Origin of the sequence: Streptomyces sp. DH-12 (assembly GCF_002899455.1) — a bacterium.
Classification (GTDB): domain Bacteria; phylum Actinomycetota; class Actinomycetes; order Streptomycetales; family Streptomycetaceae; genus Streptomyces.
Genome location: NZ_PPFB01000001.1, coordinates 1,342,603 through 1,360,086, shown reverse-complemented (window position 1 = coordinate 1,360,086; position 17,484 = coordinate 1,342,603). Strand labels below are relative to the sequence as shown.

Annotated in this window: 12 protein-coding genes; all 12 read left to right on the top strand. The window is 73.5% G+C overall.

Features of this window, described 5'->3' with window-relative positions:
* The first annotated feature begins 141 nt into the window (after positions 1-141).
* Entirely contained in the window at positions 142-1,323 is a 1,182-nt protein-coding gene (locus C1708_RS04985) for an ROK family protein (RefSeq protein ID WP_106411501.1), read from the top strand.
* A gap of 636 nt (positions 1,324-1,959) precedes the next feature.
* On the top strand, positions 1,960-3,480 hold the full coding sequence (locus tag C1708_RS04980) for a sugar ABC transporter ATP-binding protein (RefSeq protein WP_106411500.1): 1,521 nt from the start codon (positions 1,960-1,962) through the stop codon (positions 3,478-3,480).
* Positions 3,477-4,496 (top strand): ABC transporter permease, encoded by a 1,020-nt coding sequence (locus C1708_RS04975; RefSeq protein WP_106411499.1) that lies wholly within the window; start codon positions 3,477-3,479, stop codon positions 4,494-4,496. Before C1708_RS04980 ends, C1708_RS04975 begins: the two co-directional genes overlap by 4 nt.
* 17 nt (positions 4,497-4,513) lie before the next feature.
* The gene (locus tag C1708_RS04970; protein ID WP_106411498.1) at positions 4,514-5,563 is read left to right on the top strand and encodes a substrate-binding domain-containing protein; all 1,050 of its coding nucleotides are present in this window, start codon (positions 4,514-4,516) and stop codon (positions 5,561-5,563) included.
* 79 nt (positions 5,564-5,642) lie between these two features.
* Positions 5,643-6,851 (top strand): Gfo/Idh/MocA family protein, encoded by a 1,209-nt coding sequence (locus C1708_RS04965; protein ID WP_198602400.1) that lies wholly within the window; start codon positions 5,643-5,645, stop codon positions 6,849-6,851.
* 15 nt (positions 6,852-6,866) lie between these two features.
* The gene (locus tag C1708_RS04960) at positions 6,867-7,865 is read left to right on the top strand and encodes a sugar phosphate isomerase/epimerase family protein (protein ID WP_106411496.1); all 999 of its coding nucleotides are present in this window, start codon (positions 6,867-6,869) and stop codon (positions 7,863-7,865) included.
* Between the two features lie 267 nt (positions 7,866-8,132).
* On the top strand, positions 8,133-11,858 hold the full coding sequence (locus tag C1708_RS04955) for a ThuA domain-containing protein (RefSeq protein WP_106411495.1): 3,726 nt from the start codon (positions 8,133-8,135) through the stop codon (positions 11,856-11,858).
* An 824-nt stretch (positions 11,859-12,682) separates the two neighbouring features.
* Positions 12,683-13,861 (top strand): inositol-3-phosphate synthase, encoded by a 1,179-nt coding sequence (locus C1708_RS04950; RefSeq protein ID WP_106411494.1) that lies wholly within the window; start codon positions 12,683-12,685, stop codon positions 13,859-13,861.
* Positions 13,858-14,901 carry an SCO3242 family prenyltransferase gene (locus C1708_RS04945; protein ID WP_106411493.1) on the top strand — a complete coding sequence of 348 codons (1,044 nt, stop codon included), beginning with the start codon at positions 13,858-13,860 and terminating at the stop codon, positions 14,899-14,901. The genes C1708_RS04950 and C1708_RS04945 overlap by 4 nt, the downstream gene beginning before the upstream one ends.
* The gene (locus tag C1708_RS04940) at positions 14,898-15,845 is read left to right on the top strand and encodes a sugar phosphate isomerase/epimerase family protein (RefSeq protein ID WP_106411492.1); all 948 of its coding nucleotides are present in this window, start codon (positions 14,898-14,900) and stop codon (positions 15,843-15,845) included. Before C1708_RS04945 ends, C1708_RS04940 begins: the two co-directional genes overlap by 4 nt.
* The gene (locus C1708_RS04935; protein ID WP_106411491.1) at positions 15,842-16,591 is read left to right on the top strand and encodes an EboA domain-containing protein; all 750 of its coding nucleotides are present in this window, start codon (positions 15,842-15,844) and stop codon (positions 16,589-16,591) included. Before C1708_RS04940 ends, C1708_RS04935 begins: the two co-directional genes overlap by 4 nt.
* A complete protein-coding gene (locus C1708_RS04930; protein WP_106411490.1) occupies positions 16,591-17,481 on the top strand; it encodes a TatD family hydrolase in 891 nt (296 codons plus the stop codon). Before C1708_RS04935 ends, C1708_RS04930 begins: the two co-directional genes overlap by 1 nt.
* Positions 17,482-17,484: the final 3 nt, after the last annotated feature.

The window sequence follows — 17,484 nt, the reverse complement described above, 5'->3', positions numbered from 1 at the left end:
GGAAAAAGTAGGGGCCAATTCCTGCGCGACTTCTTCCCACCTCCGGCAGGCGCTGCTACTTTCCCCTCCGAAAGCACGCCACACACGTGGCCGGAATCCGGCGCGCACAGCCGATGAGGCGGGGAGGGGCTCGTGAGACGCATGACAGCGCGACCCGCGAACGCCCATCAGGCACGACTGCTCAGGCTGCTGCGCGACGGCGGACCCAACTCCCGTGCCCAGCTGGGCGACCAGGTCGACCTGTCCCGGTCGAAGCTGGCCGTGGAGGTGGACCGGCTGCTGGAGACGGAACTCGTCGTGGCCGACGGACTCGCCGCCTCGCGCGGCGGCCGCCGCTCCCACAACATCCGTCTCAACCCGCACCTGCGCTTCCTCGGCGTCGACATCGGCGCGACCTCGGTCGACGTCGCCGTCACCAACGCCGAGCTGGAGATCCTCGGGCACATCAACCAGCCGATGGACGTGCGCGAGGGGCCGGTCGCGGTCTTCGAGCAGGTGCTGGTCATGGCCGCCAAGCTGAAGGCCACCGGGCTCGCGGAAGGGTTCGACGGCGCCGGCATCGGCGTCCCCGGGCCGGTCCGCTTCCCCGAGGGCATCCCGGTCGCGCCGCCGATCATGCCCGGCTGGGACGGCTTCCCGGTGCGGGAGGCGCTCAGCCAGGAACTCGGCTGCCCGGTCATGGTCGACAACGACGTGAACCTCATGGCGCTGGGGGAGCAGCACGCGGGCGTCGCCCGCACCGTCGCCGACTTCCTCTGCGTCAAGATCGGCACCGGCATCGGCTGCGGCATCGTCGTCGGCGGTGAGGTCTACCGCGGTACGACGGGCAGCGCGGGCGACATCGGGCACATCCAGGCCGTGCCCGACGGACGCCCGTGCGCCTGCGGCAACCGGGGCTGCCTGGAGGCGCACTTCTCCGGCGCGGCCCTCGCACGGGACGCGACGGAGGCCGCCGAGCAGCGGCTCTCGCCCGAACTCGCCGCCCGGCTGGAGGCGAACGGCACGCTCAGCGCCGTCGACGTCGCCGCCGCGGCCGCCGCCGGTGACGCCACCGCCCTCGACCTGATCCGCGAGGGCGGGAACCGCACCGGCCAGGTCATCGCCGGCCTGGTCAGCTTCTTCAACCCGGGCCTGGTGGTGATCGGCGGCGGGGTGACCGGTCTCGGCCACACCCTGCTCGCCGCGATCCGTACCCAGGTCTACCGCGGGTCGCTGCCCCTGGCGACGGGCAACCTGCCCATCGTCCTGGGGGAGCTGGGCCCCACCGCCGGAGTCATCGGCGCGGCCCGCCTCATCAGCGACCACCTGTTCTCACCCGCCTGAGCCGACGCCGGCACGGCGGCCCGCCGCACCGGCGCCCAGCACCATCCGGGGAGGGTTCGCCCGCTCCGGTGTCCAGCACCATCCGGGGAGGGTTCGCCAGCCCCGGCGCCAGCACCACCCGGGGAGGGTTCGCCAGCCCCGGCGCCAGCACCACCCGGGGAGGGTTCGCCAGCCCCGGCGCCAGCACCATCCGGGGAGGGTTCGCCAGCCCCGGCGCCAGCACCACTCGGCGCGGGCCCGCCCGCACCGATCCGGACTGCACCACCCGCCGGCACGGGTCCCAGCCCCGTACCGGCGTGCAAGGCACCACCTCGCCGGTGCGACCGCCAGCCGCACCGGCGCGAACAGTACGACCCGCCGAGAACAGCACGCCCCGCCGAGACGGAAGCCGTCCGCTCCGGTGCGGGCCGTACCACCCGCCGGCGCGGGCGCCGTCCCGCTCCGGTACGAGCCGCACCACCCGCCCCGACACCGCACAACCGCCGCCGCTCTGCTCCGCCCTGCCCGAAAACGCGCGCCCCGGAGGGGGCCAGGAAAGCCGGCCCCGCGAGGGGCCAGACACCGCTTGTCCCGCGAGGGGCCCGAGAGCCGGTCCCGTGAGGGGCCGCCGGCCCACGCCCGCCGAGGGGAATCCGCATGGCATCAGAACCACCCCTGCTCAGCATGTCCGGCATCACCAAGTCGTTCCCGGGAGTCCGGGCGCTGGACGGCGTGGACCTCGACGTCCAGGCCGGCGAGGTGCACTGTCTGCTCGGCCAGAACGGCGCCGGGAAGTCCACCTTGATCAAGGTGCTGGCCGGCGCCCACCAGCCCGACACGGGCACGATCCGCTGGCGCGGTGACGACGTCACCCTGCGCTCGCCGATCGCCGCCATGCGCCTCGGCATCGCCACCATCTACCAGGAACTCGACCTGGTGGAGCACCTGTCGGTCGCGGAGAACGTCCACCTCGGCCACGAACCCACCACCGCCGGATTCGTCGTCCGCGGCCGGGCCGCCAAGGCGTCCACCGCCGAACTGCTGAAGCGCCTCGGGCACCCGGAGATCGACCCCGGCCGCCTGGTCGGCGACCTGTCCGCCGCGCACCAGCAGATCGTGTCCATGGCGCGTGCCCTCTCCCACGACGTACGGCTCATCGTGATGGACGAGCCGTCCGCCGCCCTCGACCCGGACGAGGTCGACAACCTCTTCCGCATCGTCGGCGACCTGACCGCCGCCGGCGTCGCCGTGGTCTACATCTCCCACCGCCTGGAGGAGATCCGCCGCATCGGCGACCGCGTGACCGTGCTGAAGGACGGCCGGGCCGTGGCCCGCGGGCTGCCCGCCAGGTCGACGCCGACCAGCGAGGTGGTGTCGCTGATGACGGGCCGCACCGTCGAGTACGTCTTCCCGCCCCGCCCCGCCGCCCCGCCGGCCGCGGGCGATCCGGTCCTCACCGTCGAAAACCTCTCCAGGCGCGGGGAGTTCGCCCCGCTCGACCTCCACGTCCGCCCCGGCGAGATCGTCGGCCTCGCCGGACTCGTCGGGTCCGGACGGTCGGAGATCCTCGAGACGATCTACGGCGCCCGCAAGCCCGACACCGGCCGCGTCCTGGTCGACGGAAAACCGCTCCGCCCCGGCAGCGTCCGCGCGGCCGTCCGCGCCGGACTGGGCCTCGCACCCGAGGAACGCAAGGCGCAGGCCCTGCTGATGCTGGAGTCGGTCACCCGCAACGTGTCCGTCTCCTCCATGTCCCGCTTCGCGCGGGCCGGCTGGATCGACCGCGGCGCCGAACTGGGGGCGGCGCGCGCGGCGGTCCGGGAGCTGTCCCTGCGGCCCGACAACCCCGACGTGCCCGTGCGCACCCTGTCCGGCGGCAACCAGCAGAAGGCCGTGCTCGCCCGCTGGCTGCTGCGCGGCTGCCGGGTGCTGCTGCTCGACGAACCCACCCGCGGCGTCGACGTCGGCGCCCGCGCCGAACTGTACGCGGTCGTACGGCGGCTGGCGGACGAAGGGCTCGCCGTGCTGCTGGTCTCCAGCGAGGTGCCCGAGGTCCTGGGCCTCGCCGACCGCGTCCTGGTGCTGCGCGAGGGCTCCGTCGTCCACACGGCGCCCGCCCGCGAACTCGACGAACACCGTGTACTCGACCTGGTCATGGAAGGAAGCCCGGCGTCATGACGCAGAACGTCTCCCCGCCGCGGGACAGCACCCCCAAGGCAGCGCCGGCCGGCGAACGGCCCGCCTGGCGGGCCGTGTTGTTCCGCGCCGACGTGCGCACCCTGTCCCTGCTCGGCGTGCTCGCCGTGCTGATCCTGATCGGCGGCATCACCAAGCCGGACGAGTTCCTGGACACCCGCAACCTCCAGCTGGTCCTCACCCAGGCCTCCGTCATCGGCGTCGTCACCGTCGGCATGACCTTCGTGATCATCTCCGGCGGCATCGACCTGTCGGTCGGCGCGATCGTCGCCCTCGCCTCGGTGTGGGCCACCACCGTCGCCACCCAGGAGTACGGCTTCGCCGGCATCCTCTTCACCGCCGTCCTGGTGGGACTCGGCTGCGGCCTGGTCAACGGGGTGCTCATCGCGTACGGCGGGATGGTGCCGTTCATCGCCACCCTCGCCATGCTCGCCTCCGCCCGCGGTCTCGCCCTGCAGATCACCGACGGGCGGACGCAGATCGTCACCGTCGACAGCGTCCTCGACCTCGGCGAGCGCGACTCCTACGTGCTGGGCGTCCCCCCGCTGGTGCTGGTGTTCGCCGCGGTCACCGTCGTCGGCTGGCTGGTGCTCAACCGCACCACCTTCGGCCGCCGCTCCGTCGCCGTCGGAGGCAACGCGGAGGCCGCCCGGCTGGCCGGCATCGACGTGCGCCGCCAGCGGCTCTACCTGTACCTGCTGTCCGGGCTGTGCTGCGGCATCGCCGCCTTCCTGCTGATCGTTCTGTCCGGATCCGGCCAGAACACCAACGGCAACCTCTACGAACTCGACGCCATCGCCGCCGCGATCATCGGAGGCACCCTGCTCACCGGGGGCCGCGGCACCATCGTCGGCTCCGTCCTCGGCGTCCTGATCTTCACCACCATCACCAACATCTTCGCCCTGAACAACCTGCAGACCGACGTCCAGCAGATCGCCAAGGGCGCGATCATCGTCGCCGCCGTGCTGGTCCAGCGGCGTACCGCGAGCACGACCTGAGGGAAGGGTTCACCGCCATGCCAGAGCCGACGTTCACCAGCCGCAGAGGACTCCTCTTCGGAGCCGCCGCCGTCTCCGCCGGCGCCCTCGTCACCGGCTGCACCAGCAACGAGCCCAGCGGCGGCGACGAGTCCGCCGCGAACAACCAGCCGGCCGCCGACGACAAGCCCGGCAAGCAGGTCACCATCGGCTTCGCCGGACCGCAGGCCGACCACGGCTGGCTCAACGCCATCAACGACAACGCCAAGCAGCGCGCCGAGAAGTACTCCGACGTCACCCTGGAGAGCACCGAGGGCTCCAACGACACCGCCCAGCAGATCGGCCAGATCGAGACCCTCATCAACAAGAAGGTCGACGTCCTGGTGATCCTGCCCGCCGACGGCAAGGCGCTCACCCAGGTCGGGCTGAAGGCGATGCGCGCCGGCATCCCCGTCGTCAACCTCGACCGCGTCTTCAACACCCCGCAGGCGTACCGCTGCTGGGTCGGCGGCGACAACTACGGCATGGGCCTCAACGCCGGCCACTACATCGGCGAGAAGCTCAAGGACAAGCCCGACGCCAAGGTGATCGAGCTGGCCGGCCTGGACAACCTGGAGCTGACCAAGCAGCGCACCCAGGGCTTCGACGACGCGCTGAAGAACTACCCGAACATCCGCAAGGTGGCCCGCCAGGCCGCCGAGTTCACCGTCGAGTCCGGCCAGGCCAAGATGGCGCAGCTGCTGCAGGCGCAGTCGCGGTTCGACGCGCTGTGGAACCACGACGACGACCAGGGCGTGGGCGCGCTGCGCGCCATCGAGCAGGCCGGCCGCGACGACTTCCTGATGGTCGGCGGCGCCGGCGCGCTCTCCGCGTTCGAGGCCATCAAGGCCGACAACGGTGTCCTGAAGGCCACGGTCCTGTACCCGCCGACGATGGCCGCCTCCGCGATCGACCTCGCCCGCGCCCTCGGCCAGGGCAAGGGCGTCGGCGGCCTGGCCGAGTTCGAGATCCCCTCGTCGGTGACCTGCTACTCGGCCGTCGTCGACAAGGACAACGTCGACCAGTACATGCCCACCGGGTTCAGGTGAGCAGCCCCGCCCCACGGGCCTGACCAGCCCACCGGGCGGGGACCGCCCCGCCCGCCACGACGACGAGGAGGACATCCGAATGGCACAGCCGCAAGCGTCCGAAGGGGCGGGAACGGGGAAGCCGCCGCTGCGTGTCGGCATGGTCGGCTACGCCTTCATGGGCGCCGCCCATTCCCAGGGCTGGCGCACCGTGGGACGCGTCTTCGACCTGCCGCTCCGCCCCGAGATGGCCGTGATCTGCGGCCGGGACGCCGACGCCGTGCGGGCGGCGGCCGACCGGCACGGCTGGGCGGAGGCCGAGACCGACTGGCGGGCCCTGGTGGAGCGCGACGACGTCGACCTCGTCGACATCTGCACCCCCGGCGACAGCCACGCCGAGATCGCGCTGGCCGCGCTGGCCGCGGGCAAGCACGTGCTGTGCGAGAAGCCCCTCGCCAACACCGTCGCGGAGGCCGAGGCGATGGCCCGCGCGGCCCAGGAGGCGCGGGCCCGCGGCCAGGCGGCCATGGTCGGCTTCAACTACCGCCGGGTGCCCGCCACCGCGCTGGCCCGGCGGATGGTGGAGGAGGGCCGCGTCGGCACCCTGCGGCACGTGCGGGTGGCGTACCTCCAGGACTGGCTGGTGGACCCGCAGTTCCCGCTCACCTGGCGGCTCCGCCGCGAGCAGGCGGGATCCGGCTCGCTCGGCGACCTCGGCGCGCACATCGTCGACCTCGCCCAGTACCTGGCCGGCGAGCGGCTCGCGGGCGTCTCCGCGCTCACCGAGACGTTCGTCCGCGAGCGGCCGCTGCCCACCGCGTCGAGCAGCGGCCTGGCCACAGTCTCCGCGGCCGGCACCGGGCCGGTCACCGTCGACGACGCCGCCGTGTTCACCGGCCGGTTCGCCTCCGGCGCCCTCGCGTCCTTCGAAGCCACCCGGTACGCCACCGGACGCAAGAACGCCCTGCGCATCGAACTCAACGGCGAACGCGGCTCGCTCGCCTTCGACCTGGAACGGCTCAACGAGCTCGAGTACCACGACGGCACCGGAAACGCCACGCACGGCGGCTTCCGCCGCATCCTCGTCACCGAGCCCGACCACCCCTACCTGGACGCCTGGTGGCCGCCCGGCCACGGACTCGGCTACGAGCACACCTTCGCCCACCAGGCCCGCGACCTGGTGCACGCCATCGCCGAGGGCCGCGTCCCGGAACCGTCCTTCGCGGACGGACTCCAGGTGCAGCGCGTCCTCGCGGCGGTGGAGGAGAGCGCCGAGAAGAACGCCGTCTACACCCCGATCGCCGCCTGAGGAGGACGGATACGGATGCCGCGCAACTTCACCCTGTTCACCGGCCAGTGGGCCGACCTTCCGCTGGAGGAGGTCTGCCGGCTCGCCCGTGACTTCGGCTACGACGGCCTCGAACTCGCCTGCTGGGGCGACCACTTCGAGGTGGACAAGGCCCTCGCCGACCCCTCCTACGTGGCCGGCCGCCACCAGCTCCTGGAGAAGTACGGCCTGAAGTGCTGGGCGGTCTCCAACCACCTGGTCGGCCAGGCCGTCTGCGACGCCATCATCGACGAACGCCACCAGGGCATCCTGCCCGCCCGCATCTGGGGCGACGGCGAGCCCGAAGGCGTACGGCAGCGGGCCGCCGCCGAGATCAAGGACACCGCGCGCGCGGCGGCCCTCCTCGGCGTCGACACCGTCATCGGGTTCACCGGCTCCGCCATCTGGCACCTGGTCGCCATGTTCCCGCCCGCCCCCGAGTCGATGATCGAGCGCGGGTACGAGGACTTCGCCGAGCGCTGGAACCCGATCCTCGACGTCTTCGACGCCGAAGGCGTGCGCTTCGCCCACGAGGTCCACCCCAGCGAGATCGCCTACGACTACTGGACCACCGTGCGCGCCCTCGACGCGGTGGACCGCCGCCCGGCGTTCGGGCTGAACTTCGACCCGTCCCACTTCGTCTGGCAGGACCTCGACCCGGTCGGCTTCCTGTGGGACTTCCGCGACCGGATCTACCACGTCGACTGCAAGGAGGCCCGCAAGCGCCTCGACGGCCGCAACGGCCGCCTCGGCTCCCACCTGCCGTGGGGCGACCCCCGGCGCGGCTGGGACTTCGTCTCCGCGGGCCACGGCGACGTGCCCTGGGAGGACGTCTTCCGCATGCTGCGCTCCATCGACTACCGGGGACCGGTCTCCGTGGAGTGGGAGGACGCCGGCATGGACCGCCTCCAGGGCGCCCCCGAGGCGCTGAAGCGGCTCAGGGCCTTCGACTACGACCCGCCCAGCGCGTCCTTCGACGCGGCGTTCAGCAGCTGAGGGCCGGTCCCGACGCCAGGTCGGGGACGGGGGCCGCGCGTCCGCCGGTCCCCGGTCCGGCCTGCCCGGAATCCGCTTTGTCCTCTCCTGGACAAAAGTTCAACCAGGCGCGGTCCAAGGGGTGTTGTCCCCGGAAGAACGCGGTTACCGTCCCTGGAGTGTTCAGGGCGCCCACGCCTCCGGGGTGACGGCGCACCCCGGCCCACGCACGCACCGCACGATCAGCACCTGTTCCGTACGGCCCCATCCCGTTCCCGGAGGGACTTCGTGCACAGAAGAAGACTCACATCGACCCGCACCGCCCGACGCCCCGCCTTCCGCACCACGCTCGCCCTGTTCACCGGCCTGCTGCTGGCCGTGGGCACCCCGGCCACCGTCGCCGGCGCCCACCCCGGCCACCCGGAGCACGACGCACCGGCGGCGGCCGAGGGGCAGTTCCAGCAGGTACCGCTCGCCAAGGGCGAACCCGAGATGGGCGAGCCCATGTCGCTCGCCGTCCTCCCGGACCGCAGCGTCCTGCACACCTCCCGGGACGGCACCCTGCGCCTCACCGACGCCGGCGGCACCACCAAGGTGGCCGGCCGTCTCGACGTCTACAGCCACGACGAGGAGGGCCTCCAGGGCGTCGGGGTGGACCCCGACTTCGAGAACAACCGGGCGATCTACCTCTACTACGCCCCGCCGCTCGACACCCCCGCCGGGGACGCCCCGGAGAACGGCACCGCCGAGGACTTCGCCAAGTTCGACGGCGTCAACCGCCTCTCCCGGTTCACCCTGAACACCAACGGCACCCTGAACCTGTCCAGCGAGAAGAAGATCCTGGACGTCGCCGCCTCCCGCGGCACCTGCTGCCACGTCGGCGGCGACATCGACTTCGACGCCGAGGGCAACCTCTACCTGTCCACCGGCGACGACACCAACCCCTTCGCCTCCGACGGCTACACGCCGATCGACGAGCGCCCCGGCCGCAACCCCGCCTTCGACGCGCGCCGCAGCTCCGGCAACACCAACGACCTGCGCGGCAAGATCCTGCGGATCAAGGTCGCCGAGGACGGCTCGTACAGCATCCCGGAGGGCAACCTCTTCCCGCCGGGCACCGAGAAGACCCGTCCCGAGATCTACGCGATGGGCTTCCGCAACCCGTTCCGGATGAGCGTCGACGAGAAGACCGGCATCGTCTACGTCGGCGACTACGGCCCCGACGCCGGCGCCGCCAGCCCCACCCGCGGCCCGGCCGGGCAGGTCGAGTTCGCCAAGGTGACGAAGGCCGCCAACTTCGGCTGGCCGTTCTGCACCGGCGACAACGACGCCTACGTCGACTACGACTTCGCCACCGGCGCCTCCGGTGAGAAGTTCGACTGCTCCGCGCCGAAGAACACCTCCCGGCACAACACCGGCCTGGTCGACCTGCCGCCCGCCCAGCCCGCCTGGATCCCCTACGACGGCGGCTCCGTCCCCGAGTTCGGCAGCGGCTCCGAGTCCCCGATGGCGGGCCCGGTCTACCGCTACGACCCGGACCTCAGGTCCTCGGTGAAGTTCCCGGAGGAGTTCGACGGCGACTTCTTCGCCGGCGAGTTCGGGCGCCGCTGGATCAAGCGCATCGAGCAGACCGAGGACGGCCCCGGCGGATCGGTCGCGAAGATCAACGACTTCCCGTGGACCGGCACGCAGATCATGGACATGGACTTCGGCCCGGACGGCGCGCTCTACGTCCTCGACTACGGCCTGTCCTGGTTCCAGGGCGACGAGCACTCCGCGCTGTACCGGATCGAGAACGCCGAGGACGGCTTCTCCCCGATCGTCGGGGTGAGCGCCGACCGCACGTCCGGCGCGGCCGGCCTGAAGGTCAGGTTCACCGCCACCGCGGAGGACGCCGACTCCCCGGACCTCACCTACGCCTGGGACTTCGGTGACGGCACCAAGGGCGAGGGGCTGAACCCCACCCACAAGTACAAGAAGGTCGGCACCTACACCGCGACCTTCACCGCCACCGACCCCGAGGGCAACACCGGCAACGCCAGCGTCCGCATCGTCGTCGGCAACACCGAGCCCACCGTGAAGATCGAGATCCCGGGCAACGGCAGCCTGGCCGCCTTCGGCGAGCCCGTGCCGTTCAAGGTGACCGTCACCGACCCCGAGGAGCAGGTCGACTGCTCCAAGGTCAAGGTCGCCTACAGCCTCGGCCACGACAACCACGCCCACGAGCTGACCAGCGAGACGGGCTGTGAGGGCACCCTCAACCCGCCGCCCGGCGACGGCGGTCACGACCCCAACGCCAACATCTACGGTGTCGTCGGCGCCAGTTACACCGACGGCGGCGCCAACGGCCAGGAGGCCCTGACCGGCACCGCGCGCACCGTGCTCCAGCCGCTGCACCGCCAGGCCGAGCACTTCACCGAGCAGTCCGGCGTCAGCGTCATCGACAAGACACAGGCCAACGGCGGCAAGACGGTCGGCGACATCCACGACGGCGACTGGATCTCCTTCAGCCCCTACCGCTTCGACGGGCAGAAGAAGCTGACCGTACGGGCCTCCTCCGGCGGCTCCGGCGGTTACATCGAGCTGCGCACCGGCTCGCCCGAGGGCCCGCTGCACGGCTCGGCGTACATCCCGCCGACCGGCGGCTGGGAGACGTTCCAGGACGTCGACGTCCCGCTGCGGGCGCTGCCGAAGAAGACCACCGAGATCTACCTGGTCTTCAGGGGCGGCGAGGGCGCGCTGTACGACGTGGACGACTTCGAGTTCTCCACGCAGCCGTTCAAGCAGGGCAAGAAGGTCCTCGTCTTCTCGAAGACGGCCGGCTTCCGGCACGACTCCATCGAGGACGGCGTCAAGGCCCTGAAGGACCTCGGCGGCCCGGCCGGCATCTCGGTCACCGCGACCGAGGAGGCCGGACAGTTCACCACCGCCAACCTCGCCAAGTACGACGCGGTCGCCTTCCTGTCCACCACCGGTGACGTGCTCGACGCCGACCAGCAGAAGGCGTTCGAGAACTACGTCAAGAACGGCGGCGGCTACATGGGCATCCACGCCGCCGCCGACACCGAGTACGACTGGGAGTTCTACGGCGGCCTCGTCGGCGCGTACTTCGACTCGCACCCGGCCGTCCAGAAGGCCACCGTGCGCGTCGAGGACCACGACCACCCGGCCACCGCGCACCTGGGGGACACCTGGGAGCGCACCGACGAGTGGTACAACTACCGCGCCAACCCGCGTGAGCAGGCCAAGGTCCTCGCCACCCTGGACGAGACCACCTACCAGGGCGGGAACATGAAGGGCGACCACCCGATCGCCTGGTGCCAGACCTACGGCGGCGGCCGCTCCTTCTACACCGGCGGCGGCCACACCAAGGAGTCGTACGCCGACGAGGCCTTCCGCGCCCACCTGCTCGGCGGACTGCAGTACGCCACCGGCCAGGTGAAGGCGGACTGCAAGCCGGACAAGGGCTACCGGAAGATCTTCAACGGCCAGACCCTGGACGGCTGGAAGCAGGCCGGCCCCGGCAGGTTCGTCGTCAAGGACGGCGGGGTCATGGAGTCCGAGGGCGGCATGGGCCTCCTCTGGTACCAGGCCAAGGAGCTGGAGTCGTACTCGCTGAAGCTCGACTGGAAGATGCGCGGCGACGACAACTCCGGTGTCTTCGTGGGCTTCCCGGCCTCCGACGACCCGTGGTCGGCGGTCGACAAGGGTTACGAGATCCAGATCGACGCCACGGACGCGGCGGACCGCACCACCGGCGCGGTCTACTCCTTCAAGTCGGCCGACATCAAGGCCCGTGACCAGGTGCTGCGCCCGCCCGGGCAGTGGAACTCCTACGAGATCAGGGTCAAGGGCGAGCGGCTGCAGGTGTTCCTCAACGGAGTCAAGATCAACGACTTCACCAACAAGGACCCGGAGCGGAGCCTGACCGACGGCCACATCGGCCTGCAGAACCACGGGGCCGACGACCATGTGTCCTTCCGCAACATCCAGCTGAAGGAACTGCCCTCCTAGGGCACCGGGAACGGCGGCGGACGGACGGACGCCGGACCCCCGCCCGCCGCCTCGCCCCGGGCCGCCGGGCCCGGCACACGTCCGGCCCTGGTCCCGGCACCTCGCCCGGGCCGCGGGGCCGGCGCCCGGCTCGCCCCCTTGGGCCCGCCCGGAGCCTGGTCCTCCGGCCGGTCCGCGGGGCGGGCGCCCCGTCCGGCCCACGGACCGGCACACCGGTCGGCCCGTGAGCCGGGCGCAGCGCCCGGTTCGAGGGCCGGCCCGCCGTCCGGTCCGCAGGACCGAGCGTGGCCTGCGGTCCTGAGCCGACACCGCGCCGGGCCTGCGGCCCGCACGGTGTCCCGCTCCCGGCCCCGGCTTACGCCGGGCTCCGGCCGGTCCCTCCGGGCCGGTGACCTGACCGGCCCGTGGGTCCGGGCGCCGGCCCGGGGCAGGGACCCGTACCAGGCCCCGAGCCCGATACGGGATCCGTCCCCGGGCCGGCGCCGGCGGCAGGTCCGGTGGCCCGGCTGCCGTGCGGCACCGCGCCCGCACACGTGCACGACGCACCACCCGGCTCCCGGGTACGGGCCACGGCCCGGTCCCGGGACCGGCACGCGCCTGGTCCACGGGCCGGGCACCGCGCCGGGTCCGTACCCGGTGCCACGCACGGCTCCTGCGTCCGGCAACGCCGCGGCCCGAGGGCCGAGAACACCGTCCGGTCCCCGGACCGGACACACCACCCCGCCCGGGGTTCGCCACACCGCCGGTCGTAGCGCCGGCGGTGGGCCGGGCCGCCGGGCCGGCGCACCGCCACACCCGGTTCGCGTTCGACAAGGAGGCTGCCCATGTCCGCCGAACCGTCCTCCGTCCCCACCTCCTCCTCCGCTCCCCGCTTCGGCGTCTGGCTCGTCGGGGCCCGTGGGTCCGTCGCGACCACCGCCGTCGTGGGGTGCGCGGCCGTCGCCGCCGGGCTCCATCCGCCGACCGGCATGGTCACCGAGACCCCCGACTTCGCCGCGAGCGGCCTGCCCCCGCTGTCGTCCCTCGTCTTCGGCGGGCACGACACCGTCGACTGCCCGCTGCCCAAACGCGCCGAGCACCTCGCCGACGGCGGCGTCCTCCCGCACGGCCTCCCCGCCGCCGTGCACGCCGAACTCGTCACCGCCGACCGGGAGATCAGGCCCGGTGGCCCCACCCCCGGTGACGCGGACACCGTTCCCGCCCGCACCGACGACGACTGGATCGACGTCTTCGCCGCCGACATCCGCGACTTCACCGACCGCAACGACCTCGCCGGCACCGTCGTCGTGAACGTCGCCTCCACCGAGCCCGCCCCCGCGGACGGCGCCCTCCCGCCCAGCTCCCTCTACGCGGCCGCCGCCCTCCGCGCCGGCTGCGGCTACGTCAACTTCACCCCCTCCACCGGCCTCCACCACCCCGCGCTGGCCGAGCTCGCCGCCGAGGCGGACGTGCCGTACGCGGGCCGTGACGGCAAGACCGGGCAGACCCTGCTGCGCTCCGTGCTGGGGCCGATGTTCCAGCAGCGCGCCCTCGCCGTGCGCGCCTGGTCCGGCACCAACCTCCTGGGCGGCGGCGACGGCGCCGCCCTCGCCGACCCCGCCGCGGCCGCCGCGAAGAACGCCGGCAAGGAACGCGTCCTCGCCGACACCCTCGGCGCGGCGCCGGAGGGCGAGGTGCACATCGACGACGTGCCCGCGCTGGGCGACTGGAAGACGGCCTGGGACCACATCGCCTTCGACGGCTTCCTCGGCTCCCGCATGATCCTCCAGACCATCTGGCAGGGCTGCGACTCCGCCCTCGCCGCGCCGCTCGTGCTCGACCTGGCCCGGCTGCTGCTCCGCGCCCGGCAGAAGGGCCTCGCCGGCCCGCTGGGCGAACTCGGCTTCTACTTCAAGGACCCGGTCGGTGACGGCCCGTCCTCCCTGGGGGAGCAGTACACGGAGCTGAAACGCTTCGCCGCACGCCTGTGCGACGACGCGGGGGACAGCGGGGCGGAGCGATGACCCACACCGCGACCCCGCGCCTCACCCCCGTGGACCGGGGCACCGCCCCCGCGACTCCTGCCGCCGGGGACCCCCCGCCCTCCGGCGCCCCGCGTCCCGGCCGCGCCGCCGCCTGGGCGGAACTGGTGCGGCTGCCCGCCCTGTTCACCGTCCCCGGCGACACCCTCGCCGGTGTCGCCGCGGCCGGCCGGCGGCCCGGACCCCGCGCCCTGCTCCCCATCGGCTCCTCCCTGTGCCTGTACGCGGCCGGCATGGTGCTGAACGACTGGGCCGACCGCGCCGAGGACGCCGTGGAACGCCCCCACCGTCCCCTCCCGTCCGGACGGGTCCGCCCCGCCGCCGCGTTCACCGCCGCCTGCGGCCTCACCGGCGCCGGACTGCTGCTCGCCGCCCGCGCCGGACGCCCCGCCCTCGCGGTGGCCGCCCCGCTGGCGGCGACCGTCTGGGCGTACGACCTGGCGCTGAAGCACACGCCCGCGGGTCCCGCCGCGATGGCCGCCGCCCGTGGGCTGGACCTGCTGATGGGCGGCGCCGCCGCCGGCTCCGCCCGGGCGGCGGCGCCCTCCGCCGCCCTCCTCGGCTGCCACACCTTCGCCGTCACCGCCGTCTCCCGGCGCGAGACCACCGGCGGCTCGGCGACGGCCCCGCTCGCCGCCCTCGCGGCGACGGGCGCGCTGACCCGGCTGGTCACCCACCGCCGCATCCGACTCCCGGCAGGCCGACGGGCAGCAGCCGCCCCCGGCCTGCCGGGTCCCGCCCCGGGCGGCGCCCGGCCCACGCCCGCCGGCGCCGTCACCGCCGCGCTGGCCGCCGCCTACGCCGCCACGGCCGCGCGGCCGTACTTCCACGCCGCGCTCAACCCCTCACCCCCGCTCACCCAGCGCGCGGTCGGCGGCGGCATCCGCGCCACGGTCCCCCTGCAGGCGGCGCTCACCGCCCGGTCCGGGGCGACCGCCACGTCCCTGCTGATCGCGGCCCTGGCCCCGGCCGGCCGGTTGTTCGCCCGCCGGCACGCCATGAGGGGAGTGAGCATCACATGACCGCGCACGCACCCGCCACGCTCCCGCTGCGCTTCGGCTACGGCACCAACGGCCTCGCCGACCTCCGCCTCGACGACGCCCTCGGCCTGCTGGCCGACCTCGGCTACGACGGCGTGGGTCTGACCCTCGACCACATGCACCTCGACCCGCTCGCCCCCGACCTCGCGGCCCGCACCCGGCACGTCGCGCGCCGCCTGGACGCACTGGGGCTCGGCGTCACCGTGGAGACCGGCGCCCGCTACGTGCTGGACCCCCGGCGCAAGCACGGCCCGTCCCTGCTCGATGCCGACCCCGACGACCGCGCGCGCCGTGCGGACCTGCTGGTGCGGGCCGTGCGGGTCGCGGCCGACCTCGGGGCGCACGCCGTGCACTGCTTCAGCGGCACCCTCCCCGACGGCGCCGACGAGGACACCGCGTGGAAGCGCCTCACCGAGGCCCTCACCCCGGTGCTGGACGCGGCGTCCGCCGCCGGCGTCCCGCTCGCCGTCGAACCGGAACCCGGTCACCTCCTCGCCACCCTCACCGACTTCCACCACCTGCGCCGCGCCCTCGGCGACCCCGAGCCGCTCGGCCTCACCCTGGACATCGGCCACTGCCAGTGCCTGGAACCCCTCGCGCCCGCCGACTGCGTCCGCGAGGCCGCGCCCTGGCTGCGCCACGTGCAGATCGAGGACATGCGCCGCGCGGTCCACGAGCACCTGCCGCTGGGCGAGGGGGAGATCGACTTCCCGCCCGTCCTCGCGGCGCTCGCCGCCACCGGATACCGGGGCCTGACCGTCGTCGAACTGCCCCGGCACTCCCACGCCGGCCCCCGCTACGCCGCCCACTCGCTGCCCTACCTGCGCCGCGCCGCCCGGCTCGCGGCGGAACGCACCACCGGTCCGTCCACCGTCCCCTCTCACGGCGATCCCTCCGCCACCCCCGAAGGGAGCAGCACCCCATGAACCGCCCGCACGCAGCACCGGCCGGCCCGGACGCCGACACCACCGGCAGACCGGCCGCCCCCGGCGACGGCACCACCCCCGCCGTCACCCCGCCCGCCGACCTGCACCGCCGGCTCGCGGCCCGGCTCGGCGGCGCCGCCCGCGCCTGGTTCGACCAGGCCCTGGACGAGGCCACCGCCCACCCCGGCGCCCACGGACCGATCTCGGTGTGGGAGCTGCGCCTGGCCGAGGCGGGCCGCCACTGCGGACCCGAACACGCCGACGCCGCCCGCGTCCTCATCCTGCACGCGGCCCGCGCCGACGCCGACGCCCTGACCCGCGTCTACCACCAGGGCACCGCCGACGAACGACGCGCCGTCCTGCACGCCCTGCCCCACCTGGTGCCCGGACCCGAGGCGCTCCCGCTCGTCGAGGACGCCCTGCGCACCAACGACACCCGGCTGGTCGCCGCCGCCCTCGGCCCCTACGGCGCCCGCCACCTCGACGCCCACGCCTGGCGGCACGCCGTACTGAAGTGCCTGTTCACCGGCGTCGCTCTCGACCTGGTCGCGGACCTCGACCGGCGCGCCCGCGGCGACGCCGAACTCGCCCGCATGCTCGGCGACTACGCCGCCGAACGCACCGCCGCGGGCCGCACCGTCCCGGAGGACCTGCACCGCGTCCTGGCCCTGACCGGGTCCGCCGCCCCGACGCACGGCCCGGACAGCCCGCACGGCCCGGACGTCCCCCACGGCAAGGAGTCCTGATGCGCATCTTCGACCCCCACATCCACATGACGTCGCGCACCACCGACGACTACGAGGCCATGTACGCCGCGGGCGTCCGCGCCGTCGTCGAACCCTCCTTCTGGCTCGGCCAGCCCCGCACCTCCCCGGCCTCCTTCTTCGACTACTTCGACTCCCTCCTCGGCTGGGAACCCTTCCGCGCCGCCCAGTACGGCATCGCCCACCACTGCACCCTCGCCCTCAACCCCAAGGAGGCGGGCGACCCGCGCTGCACCCCCGTCCTCGACGCGCTGCCCCGCTATCTGGTCAAGGACAACGTCGTCGCCGTCGGCGAGATCGGCTACGACTCCATGACGCCCGCCGAGGACACCGCCCTCGCCGCCCAGCTCCAGATGGCCGCCGACCACGGGCTGCCCGCGCTGGTGCACACCCCGCACCGCGACAAGCTCGCCGGACTGCGCCGCACGCTCGACGTGGTCCGCGAGTCCGCGCTGCCGGTGGAGCGGGTGCTGATCGACCACCTCAACGAGACCACGGTCAAGGAGGCCAAGGACAGCGGCGCCTGGCTCGGCTTCTCCGTCTATCCCGACACCAAGATGGACGAGGAGCGGATGGTCGCCGTTCTGCGCGCCTACGGCCCGGAGCGGGTGCTGGTGAACTCCGCCGCCGACTGGGGGAGAAGCGATCCGCTCAAGACCCGCAAGGTCGCGGACCTGATGCTCGCCGAGGGCTTCACCGAGGACGACGTCGACCACGTGCTGTGGCGCAACCCGGTCGCCTTCTACGGCCTCAGCGGCCGCCTCGACCTGGACGTCACCGCCACCGAGGCCACCCACGAGGGCAACTCCATCCTGCGCGGGGCGCCCAAGGACGAGCCGCGGCCGGACACCGCCGACGCCACGGGGGCGTGAGCC

Excerpts from the sequence above, each read along its gene's own strand:
- C1708_RS04985 (WP_106411501.1), top strand. The coding sequence starts at position 142 with ATGACAGCGCGACCCGCGAACGCCCATCAGGCACGACTGCTCAGGCTG.
- C1708_RS04980 (WP_106411500.1), top strand. The coding sequence starts at position 1,960 with ATGGCATCAGAACCACCCCTGCTCAGCATGTCCGGCATCACCAAGTCG.
- C1708_RS04975 (WP_106411499.1), top strand. The coding sequence starts at position 3,477 with ATGACGCAGAACGTCTCCCCGCCGCGGGACAGCACCCCCAAGGCAGCG.
- C1708_RS04970 (WP_106411498.1), top strand. The coding sequence starts at position 4,514 with ATGCCAGAGCCGACGTTCACCAGCCGCAGAGGACTCCTCTTCGGAGCC.
- C1708_RS04965 (WP_198602400.1), top strand. The coding sequence starts at position 5,643 with ATGGCACAGCCGCAAGCGTCCGAAGGGGCGGGAACGGGGAAGCCGCCG.
- C1708_RS04960 (WP_106411496.1), top strand. The coding sequence starts at position 6,867 with ATGCCGCGCAACTTCACCCTGTTCACCGGCCAGTGGGCCGACCTTCCG.
- C1708_RS04950 (WP_106411494.1), top strand. The coding sequence starts at position 12,683 with ATGTCCGCCGAACCGTCCTCCGTCCCCACCTCCTCCTCCGCTCCCCGC.
- C1708_RS04945 (WP_106411493.1), top strand. The coding sequence starts at position 13,858 with ATGACCCACACCGCGACCCCGCGCCTCACCCCCGTGGACCGGGGCACC.
- C1708_RS04940 (WP_106411492.1), top strand. The coding sequence starts at position 14,898 with ATGACCGCGCACGCACCCGCCACGCTCCCGCTGCGCTTCGGCTACGGC.
- C1708_RS04935 (WP_106411491.1), top strand. The coding sequence starts at position 15,842 with ATGAACCGCCCGCACGCAGCACCGGCCGGCCCGGACGCCGACACCACC.
- C1708_RS04930 (WP_106411490.1), top strand. The coding sequence starts at position 16,591 with ATGCGCATCTTCGACCCCCACATCCACATGACGTCGCGCACCACCGAC.